Source organism: Fibrobacter sp. (genome assembly GCA_012523595.1).
GTDB lineage: Bacteria > Fibrobacterota > Chitinivibrionia > Chitinivibrionales > Chitinispirillaceae > JAAYIG01.
Window position 1 is genome coordinate 24,982 of the sequence record JAAYIG010000245.1, and the last position, 6,375, is coordinate 31,356.

General features: G+C 40.1%; 10 protein-coding genes. 9 read left to right on the forward strand and 1 reads right to left on the reverse strand.

The features are described from left to right. The first annotated feature begins 247 nt into the window (after positions 1-247). The gene (locus tag GX089_17025) at positions 248-553 is read left to right on the forward strand and encodes a hypothetical protein (protein ID NLP04200.1); all 306 of its coding nucleotides are present in this window, start codon (positions 248-250) and stop codon (positions 551-553) included. 231 nt (positions 554-784) lie between these two features. Further along, positions 785-1,264 carry a GNAT family N-acetyltransferase gene (locus tag GX089_17030; protein NLP04201.1) on the forward strand — a complete coding sequence of 160 codons (480 nt, stop codon included), beginning with the start codon at positions 785-787 and terminating at the stop codon, positions 1,262-1,264. 384 nt (positions 1,265-1,648) lie between these two features. Here the strand turns inward: GX089_17030 and GX089_17035 are convergent, their stop codons facing one another. Further along, positions 1,649-1,819 (reverse strand): hypothetical protein, encoded by a 171-nt coding sequence (locus tag GX089_17035; GenBank protein ID NLP04202.1) that lies wholly within the window; start codon positions 1,817-1,819, stop codon positions 1,649-1,651. Between the two features lie 75 nt (positions 1,820-1,894). Between GX089_17035 and GX089_17040 the strand changes: the two genes are divergently transcribed. The 7 genes from GX089_17040 to GX089_17070 all read left to right on the forward strand — a co-directional run bounded on the left by GX089_17040 (position 1,895) and on the right by GX089_17070 (position 6,126). Continuing rightward, a complete protein-coding gene (locus GX089_17040; protein NLP04203.1) occupies positions 1,895-2,119 on the forward strand; it encodes a hypothetical protein in 225 nt (74 codons plus the stop codon). A 204-nt stretch (positions 2,120-2,323) separates the two neighbouring features. Continuing rightward, the gene (locus tag GX089_17045; GenBank protein ID NLP04204.1) at positions 2,324-3,115 is read left to right on the forward strand and encodes a thioredoxin domain-containing protein; all 792 of its coding nucleotides are present in this window, start codon (positions 2,324-2,326) and stop codon (positions 3,113-3,115) included. A 1-nt stretch (position 3,116) separates the two neighbouring features. After that, complete coding sequence (gene vat / locus GX089_17050; GenBank protein ID NLP04205.1) at positions 3,117-3,761, forward strand: Vat family streptogramin A O-acetyltransferase; 645 nt, start codon at positions 3,117-3,119, stop codon at positions 3,759-3,761. Between the two features lie 80 nt (positions 3,762-3,841). After that, positions 3,842-4,186: a hypothetical protein gene (locus GX089_17055; protein NLP04206.1), complete on the forward strand. Its 345-nt coding sequence runs from the start codon at positions 3,842-3,844 to the stop codon at positions 4,184-4,186. Further along, positions 4,183-4,572 carry a collagen-like protein gene (locus tag GX089_17060; protein ID NLP04207.1) on the forward strand — a complete coding sequence of 130 codons (390 nt, stop codon included), beginning with the start codon at positions 4,183-4,185 and terminating at the stop codon, positions 4,570-4,572. The genes GX089_17055 and GX089_17060 overlap by 4 nt, the downstream gene beginning before the upstream one ends. Before the next feature lie 3 nt (positions 4,573-4,575). Beyond that, positions 4,576-5,049, forward strand: a complete 474-nt coding sequence (locus tag GX089_17065) for a hypothetical protein (protein ID NLP04208.1) — start codon at positions 4,576-4,578, stop codon at positions 5,047-5,049. A gap of 75 nt (positions 5,050-5,124) precedes the next feature. Then, on the forward strand, positions 5,125-6,126 hold the full coding sequence (locus GX089_17070) for a DUF2157 domain-containing protein (GenBank protein NLP04209.1): 1,002 nt from the start codon (positions 5,125-5,127) through the stop codon (positions 6,124-6,126). The last annotated feature ends 249 nt before the right edge of the window (positions 6,127-6,375 follow it).

Sequence of the window (6,375 nt, forward strand, 5' to 3'; positions counted from 1 at the left end):
GAAAATTGGTGAAAATCTTGTATGGGAACGGCTCGATAATAAGAAAGCTTGCCGAATTAAATTAGAATGTCAAAATGTTGATGTTTCAACAAAGAAGACTGGCCAACTATGATTAACTTTATGACTTCTGCTATGACAAAGATGGTAGAAGTATTCAAAGAATACATTGTTAAGGTTAAAAAATAACAGATGACAAATAAGTTCTTACCAGACTGTTTTTCAGAAAAATGGAGTTCAAATTTCAGCAATGTCTAATTTCACAACACCACTAACTCGTTTAACATATGTGAATATTTCAATAATAATGACCTTTGCGTACTCACGAAAACCTCTTGAAAAAATGCTTGAAGATCATTTTTTGGGGGAATTAGAGTATTTACGGAAAGCTTTAATTGATATACCTGCTTTGCAAGCAGAAAAAGCTTGCATTGAATTAGCACTATTTCTCAGAATGGTTGATGATGATGAAAAAAGAAGTAGTACTAATAACTACGGTAAGCTTATTATGAAAAATGGAGAAGGAAAGGAACTTTCATTTCGTGATGCTTATTAATAAATTATACATGCACGTAGCTTTAAATGGGATTTTGATACACATTCTTTTCCTGTTTTGATTTGCATATCGAAAGAAGTAAAATGGTTAAGAGAAGAAAAACAATGGTATAAGGCAGAAATAAATATTACTTCAATTGCAGGTGAATGTGGGAGTATTATTAGTTAAGTATTTACTATTTTTGTATTTCAATGTCTACTATTTATGAGTACTTGAGAATGGAATAGTAACATGAACAATCTTACCATCCGAAAAGCAACCCCGAACGATTTCGAGCAAATGTTCACCCTATGGCTTGAAATGCAGGAATTCCATGTGCAATTTGATGAAAAATGGTATAAACCGGAAGAGAGGTGTAAAGCCAAAGCTTTTGAGTACTGGAATCAGAAGTTAAACGATGACAATGCGATCATGCTTGTTGCTGAAAAAGACGGTGATTTGGTTGGTATGATCATTTCCTTTATCATAACCAGACCTCCTGTTCTTGAGAACCAGTTCAATCTTCTTTTTATCGACAATGTGATCATAAGTAAATATTACAGAAGACTTGGCATATTTAAACAGATGATGAATACTTTAATATCCATAGCAAAAGAGAAGGGTGTTTCCGCTATAAATCTGACAGTAAATTATGAAAATGAAACTGCTATAAAAGCCTATGAAAGTATTGGTTTACGGAAAATAGAATTGGGCATGCTCAGGTATTTATAATACCGCAGAAACTGATAAATCAGCCGCACTTGAATACTGTCAGAATCCTAATACCACCATTTCCCTATTAGAAATCAGTAAACCACATCTCCAGTCACCGGGTATTTCAAACCATATTCTTAATAGTAACAGAAAACTTATTTCCCTTGACCCATCAAAAACCGGAACCGATATTATTAATTGTATCACCCAATAAGCATCACCGGTGACAAATGTACAATCCGGAGAATATCAGAAAATGCATTAGTTTAACAAGACATACAGGCCAAAGCATGGCACTTCACACATCAGTAGGAAAAAACAAACGTGAGCAAAAGATATTACACTTTAGGCTGCTGCGGTCTGGATTGCGGCTTGTGTCCGAGATTTTATACCGAAGGCTCCTCAAGATGTCCAGGTTGTTGTGGTGAGGATTTCGAGAAAAGACATCCTTCCTGTTCTTTTATTACCTGTTGCGTTAAGAAAAAGGGCCTGGAGGTCTGCGCTGTATGTAGCGATTTTCCCTGCCCCAAATCCGATAAGGAAACCGGGGAAGTCGATTCTTTTGTAACTCATAGAAGGGTTATTCAAAACCTTAAATCCATAAAAGAATCCGGAGTTCCTGCATTTATTAAACAGCAAAGCAAACGAATGAGTCTTCTCAAGACCATGCTTGAAAGCTATGATGACGGGAGTTGTAAAAGCTTTTTCTGTCTGGCAACCACATTGCTTTCTCTTAAGAGCCTGAATGATTCGTTAGCAAAGGCGGATAAGGAGATAAAAGAAAAGTCTGTCGGTAAAGCTGATTTGAAAAACAGAGCAAAAATATTGAGAGAGATTATAACCCGATTTGCGGATAAAGAAAATGAGGAGTGAGAAAAGTCGGTCATTTTCAATGAGAATCATCGGTCATTTTGGTTGAGAATAACCGGTCATTTTCGATGAGAATAACCGGTCATTTTCGATGAGAATTATCGGTCATTTTGAGTGATAACGGGCATTTGGCAGAAACTATATATTATAATAGTTTCAGGTAATCCATCATGAAAGGAAAGTAATTTGTACAGGTATTCTTCAAATTTGTGGTTGTTTCTGCTGTTTTCAGTTCTTCCGCTTTTTGCTGCTGATAATGATCTGAATCCACAGCAATCAGCTCTCCTTGATTCGGTTGTCTCATCATTTAAAATTGAACACTGCTGCGGGACATCTCTGAAATCCTGCCTCGATAAAAGTACATGCCCGATTGCATCACGTTTATATGATTTCTCCCTCTGGCTTGTACAGCGCGAAAGCGACCGCACAAAAATACAGGAACAATTGGAGAAAAGGTACGACGGATTTGTTACCACTGAAAAGCATGTAATTGATACATCTTTCTTAGCCTGGGCAGGCTTGCCATCATCACCAGTCCGTATTGTCTCCTACATATCATCAGGCTGCAATATGTGCAAACGGATCGTTGGTGAACTGTATGACAGTGTGACTGTCGGCTCTCTATCTGGTAAAGCTAAACTTCTGGCCATACCCATTGGAACGGGGCCAGGTGATTTAGCTTTGTTAATTGCAAACTCAAAGGGTAAATTCTGGGAACTGTTTCAGAAGTTCAGAGAAAACAAGCTTAGATATAGCGATGAAGATGTAGTAAAAATGGCTGAAGAGACAGGTATTTCAGGGAAAGAGATGAGGTATCTGTTAAAGAATCAGGATTTTAAGAATCTGTTAAGCGCCGCAAGAAATCAAAGTACAGCCAAAGAAGTAAAGGTTACCCCGACCTTTTTTATCAATGAAAAAAGATACAGCAGCTATAAAGATCCTCAGTGGGTTATTGATGCTGCATTATTTGAGATTGAGAAAGGATCCCTGAACAAATAACATGATTGGACCCAAACCAACAGAAAAGCACCCGATGAAGGGATTTGACCAGGTTTGCTATCTGAAAAACGTGATAAAGAATCCTGACATCATCGTTGGCGACTACACCTACTACGATGACCCGGTTGATTCTGAAGGGTTTGAAAGAAATGTTCTTTACCACTACCCTTTTATGGGTGATAAGCTGATCATCGGGAAATTCTGTGCTATTGCACGTGATGTCAAATTTATCATGAATGGCGCGAATCATAAAATTGATGCATTCTCAACCTATCCTTTTTCAATTTTTGGGAATGGATGGGAAAGGGTGACACCGAAAATGGAGGAGTTGCCATACAAGGGAGATACTGTAATTGGAAATGATGTCTGGGTCGGATATGACTCTTTGATAATGCCGGGCGTTAAAGTTGGAAATGGAGCAATAATAGCGGCAAGGTCAGTGGTTGTGAAAGACGTTGCCCCATATTCAGTTGTCGGTGGAAATCCGGCAAAGGAGATCCGGAAACGATTTGATGAAAATCTGATAAACCTCCTTCAACTGGCAGAATGGTGGAATTGGCCTGCCGAAAAAATATCCAGACATCTGGAAATTCTCACTTCGAACAATGAGGCAGAACTGAGAAAGATAATCGAGAATAATATGTAATACTGTCGCTGATATGTCGAAAAACGGTCCGATTCAAATTGTAAACTAGGGAGATCCTGGTTGACGGTGGAAGCCAGCAGGTGAAAGGATGGATCACATTTCAGACCACTGGAGTTGACTTTTCAAAAATCTCAACAGCAAAGCTGACTCTGTATGTAAATCACGTGCAGGCTCCGGGAGCACTGGAGAACTATCCGCTGAAATCTGCCATTACTGCACCGGAGAACAATGTACCGCTTGCATCTATCAAAACAGGCGATACGGCTGCAGCAGTGGTGGCGCTCAGTACCACCGATGTGGAAAAAATGGTGCAGGTTGATCTGACTAAGCACCTGAAGAGCGGTACGTTTCACGGTGTTGCGTTGATGTCCGATGATGGGCTGGAGGCATCGTTTGATTCCAGGGAGGGACGTCTGCGCCGATGATTTTGCTGACACATGATATCGAGAGCGCGGCATCCAGATGGCATAGCAGCCCGGGTGTACCAAACGAGAGTTTGGGCAAGGATGGAGACTACCACCTGAACACCACCACCGGAGATGTATCGGTAAAGAGCAGCGGTGTATGGACAGTAGCGATGAACGTGGTGGGTGATATGGGTCCTGAGGGCCCGGCCGGACCCATTGGTCCAGCGGGTCCTCAAGGAGTACCGGGTGAAGCCGGTCACAGCCCTGCCACAACATCCACAACAAATCTGGCTGTTGGTAACAGCGGCAGCATATCTCTCATTCTTGCCAACAACCGGAATGCCTTTGGTTTTGGCCAGCGAATCCGTATAGCCAGCATTGCATCACCGGTAAACTGGATGTAAGGTGTGATAATTAAGTACAATGAAAACACAGGAGCGGCTACAGTTGCATTGGATAACAGCGCGGGAAGCGGTGAATTCAATTCATGGGCGGTCACGGTTGCAGGTACCTTTCCTCTTGGGATCGCCAGGGGTGATATGCAGTACTGGGATGGATCAAAGTGGATACGGATAGCAGTTGGCAAGGCTGGTGATGTGTTGACACTGGTTGGTAAGAATCCGGTACCGGTTTGGCAATGGAAGCCAATAGAGCAGATGATGGACATTCCCGGAGGTCTTCGGGATTCCGTTGGTGGATATCACTACCAGTATATCTACGGTTGGTGGTGGAGTGCTACAGAGCGCGATGCAGTATACGCATACACCTATGACCTAAACCACTCTACTGTACATATGCGCAGGGGAGAGACCAATAAGAGGTGGGGGATTTCTGTTCGTTTAGTCAGGGATCTGAATAGTATTTTCTATTTGAATATTTGATGAGCCCGCACGAAGCGCGCGGGCTCGTTCTTTTGGTTTTTCGAATACCTTCTTCGAAAGAGAAAAGAGTTTTAAATGCTTGATACAATTAAAAAAGAAAAGTTTTCCAGAAAGACTATCTATTTACTTGCCCAAATGGAGAGAATGTCAGTAGATGTGCTTTCTAATTTTTACTCTATTGCTGGCTTTACACCTGGTATCAGATCCTGGCTTTCTTTCTTTTCAAAATTTGCATTATCTCTTGGTGTATTATTCATAGTTTCAGGTATAATTTTCTTTTTCGCTTATAATTGGCACGACCTGCACAGGTTCGCAAAACTCGCAATCGTCTCTTTTCTCCTCATTTCCTCTGCTGCCATCACTTTGTTCTCTGATTTACAAAAACTGCATGCGAAACTTTCATTGGTTGCTGCTGCATTTTTTACAGGGTGTCTTCTTGCAGTATTTGGTCAGATATATCAAACAGGGGCAAATGCCTATGATCTTTTTCTGAATTGGGCAATTCTTATTACAGGAATAGTTCTTATCTCGAACTTTAAACCTTTATGGTTTTTGTGGCTTGTTCTTATCAACACATCAATAGTTTTATTCGCCGGCCAGTTATTGCGGAACTGGATTAACCCTTATGCTATAATATCCCTGTCTGTTGTAAATGCAACTGCCCTGTATATATACGAGTATTCATTTTTAAAGAAAAAAATCCTTTTTGAATCCAGGTGGTTACCCCGAATACTGGGATTTGCAGTAGTTACGTCATTGACCATTGCAGGTATCACCGGTATTTTATCTGATTTTGATAAATCCGGATATTTAATCTGTCTCCTTCTGTCTTTTATAAGCTATGCAGGTATTATATTTTTCTATTCCCGAAAAATATACGACCTGTCTACAATTGCTGCCTCTTTTGTATGCATTTCAGCAGTTATATTTTCCGCGTTCAAAAAAGCCATCAGATATGACGCTGCAGTGATTTTTATAATCGGAGGATTCCTTATTATTGGATTAACAGTATCCTCAGTATTTATACTCATGCACATTAATGAATCCTGGAAGAGAAAGATTTATGAAAAGCCATAAAACTATCGTTAACGTTCTTGATGAGAGTAGTCTTACCGAAAATGATTATCGGTTATATTCCAGCTTCCTCGAATCCCAATTATCGGATTTTAATTCAGAAACTAATGCTCCCTGGTTTATCAAGGTTATAGCGTTTTTTGGAGCGTGGTTTGGTTCATTGCTGTTTTTAGGTTTTCTTGCTCTTATAAATATTTTAAATTCTGGTGAATCTATGATTTTTTTAGGAGGGATCTTCACCAGCTTCGGAAC